We start from the raw sequence: 2,065 nt of genomic DNA, 5'->3' as shown, positions 1-2,065 counted from the left end.
GACGACAGACCTGAGCAGACTGACAACAGGGACAATGAATGTTAACGCTGGCCATAAAGAATATCAAAAGCTCATATTATACATCTAATCCAACTTACTGGTGGCATCACCCTGTAAAGTACAGTTGTAAGTTTAAGGTGTTGGCAAATATATCGATGAACGATTTATTATTGCGGGTTATTTATGTCTTGTTCTCTTCTCTTCTAAGGAAAAGAAGAATCACATTTGCCTCAAATTTTGATAGAGATATTTATTTAAATTTAAATGCTTTGCACGAAGCTGTAAAAAAATCTGGCATTAAAACAAAAAACACAATTCTTTTTAGATGTCCAGATACGCTTTGGAACAGAATAAGAAGTTTGTTTGTTATCGCTCAGTCTAAAGTGCTCGTTGTTGACTGCTCTCATTATCTGGTGTCAAAAATTTTAATTTCTAAAAAAACAAAGATTGTCTATGTTGGTCATGGTGGCGGATGTCTAAAAAAAATGGGTTACTCACGTCCATCATATCGAAAAAGAACTCCAGATAAAGAAAAAAAACTTTATGGTCAGTATTCTTATGTGTTATCAACTACATCAATGTTTGATGAAAATATATGTATTAATTACAATGTAACACATAAGCAACTACTGAGGATCGGATTACCGAGAACTGATATTCTTTTTAGACGGGAGAATGATATTAAAAATCAATTAATCCATGAACGAATAATATTATTTGCCCCTAGTTATTCCTGGATCAATGGGACTCGAGGTTATCTATGGAATTTTGAGTTTTTTGATATTATTGCGCAGAGATTAGGGTACAAAGTCTGGTTTTCACCCCATCCGGATACACCTCCTTCTCAATCAATACCGTCGAATTGGTTTGATTGTTCACAAAAAAAATTATATGAGAAAATACATATACCTGTTGTCTTGGTTACTGATGTGTCATCAATAATGTTTGATTTTTGTATAACTTCAAAGCCCATCCTTATAGGTGATTTTTATGACAGTGATGCGGACACATGGATTCCCAAGACTGAGCTACCTGGGGTAAATATTTGTAAGGATTATGATGATATACATAGATTTTTATCTAATCTAACTCTGACCAAATCATCAAATGAACTTTTTCATCAGCAAATGGATCGCTGTGATGGAAATGCTTGCGATAATTTCGTTCGTTTTATAAAGAGAGAGCTATTGTGAAAACAGTTTTATTTCTAATGATGGGGGGGAGCGGAACAAGAATGGGGGGGGAGATTCCCAAACAGTTACTTGAGGTTAACAATACCCCCGTTTATCAATTTATTCTTAATCTATACAACATGCAGAATATAATTGATGAGGTCGTTCTTATTAGTAATAGTGATTGGACTGAACATGTAAAAAAACAGCTGAATAAAAAAGAATATAAATTCCCTATCAATATTATCGATGGCGGTAGAACTCGTGCGGAGTCCATTAAAAATGGAGTCCTTTTTTTGGATGAAAGAAAAAATGGATGGAATGGTATTGTTTTAATTCACGATGTAACTCACCCATATTTAGATGTGTCTGCTGTGAGTCAGCTTTTAAGTATTTTAGATAAAAGTTCGTCGGCAACGATAGTGACTCATATTTGGGATACGGTTTATGATTGTGATAATGAGTTCGTGAACAATACCCTAAAAAGAGAACGAATTGGTGTAGGTGCTTCCCCTGAAGGGTTTAGATTTGATTTTCTGAGGAAGATATTCACAGATAAAAATATGGACATTAACAAGTTTACTTGTGTTGGTAACCATGTGCAATCAATCGGCGAAAAATTGGCTATTGTTTGGAGCCCCGTTATTAATTTAAAAATAACATATCCAGATGATTTTGAAATATTTAAAGAGTCTCAGCAATATTTTAAAAAATAAATGCAGATGACTTTTTCGTGAAGCTCGCCAGAACGTGAAAAACAGAGTGTTTTGCAGGCCAGCACGCCTGTATGGTACGCGTACCATACAGGTGTGCTGCCGGGCTTTACTGCCAACGAAGCTCCATTGCTCATAGGGTTAGCAGATAAGCGCAACATCAGCATGTGCAACGGGTGA

General features: G+C 35.4%; 4 protein-coding genes. 2 read left to right on the top strand and 2 right to left on the bottom strand.

Annotated elements, in window-relative coordinates; all coding sequences use genetic code 11:
* Window positions 1-55 (bottom strand): IS1 family transposase (locus ACJHX3_RS24765; RefSeq protein ID WP_410236243.1); only part of this gene is annotated, 55 nt, incomplete at its 3' end.
* On the opposite strand from ACJHX3_RS24765, the gene ACJHX3_RS24760 reads away from it, so the two are divergent.
* Window positions 39-1,193 carry a CDP-glycerol glycerophosphotransferase family protein gene (locus ACJHX3_RS24760; RefSeq protein WP_016247926.1) on the top strand — a complete coding sequence of 385 codons (1,155 nt, stop codon included), beginning with the start codon at window positions 39-41 and terminating at the stop codon, window positions 1,191-1,193. The two genes, ACJHX3_RS24765 and ACJHX3_RS24760, sit on opposite strands and share 17 nt — an antisense overlap.
* Window positions 1,190-1,888: a 2-C-methyl-D-erythritol 4-phosphate cytidylyltransferase gene (locus ACJHX3_RS24755; RefSeq protein WP_237709603.1), complete on the top strand. Its 699-nt coding sequence runs from the start codon at window positions 1,190-1,192 to the stop codon at window positions 1,886-1,888. The genes ACJHX3_RS24760 and ACJHX3_RS24755 overlap by 4 nt, the downstream gene beginning before the upstream one ends.
* Here ACJHX3_RS24755 and ACJHX3_RS24750 read toward each other — a convergent pair.
* Window positions 1,867-2,065 (bottom strand): hypothetical protein (locus ACJHX3_RS24750; protein WP_410236242.1); only part of this gene is annotated, 199 nt, incomplete at its 5' end. The two genes, ACJHX3_RS24755 and ACJHX3_RS24750, sit on opposite strands and share 22 nt — an antisense overlap.

The sequence above is a fragment of the Escherichia sp. WS1265 genome, assembly GCF_046487585.1.
GTDB lineage: Bacteria > Pseudomonadota > Gammaproteobacteria > Enterobacterales > Enterobacteriaceae > Escherichia > Escherichia coli.
Note: the sequence above shows the minus strand (reverse complement) of the source record. Positions and strands in the feature narration are given on the sequence as shown.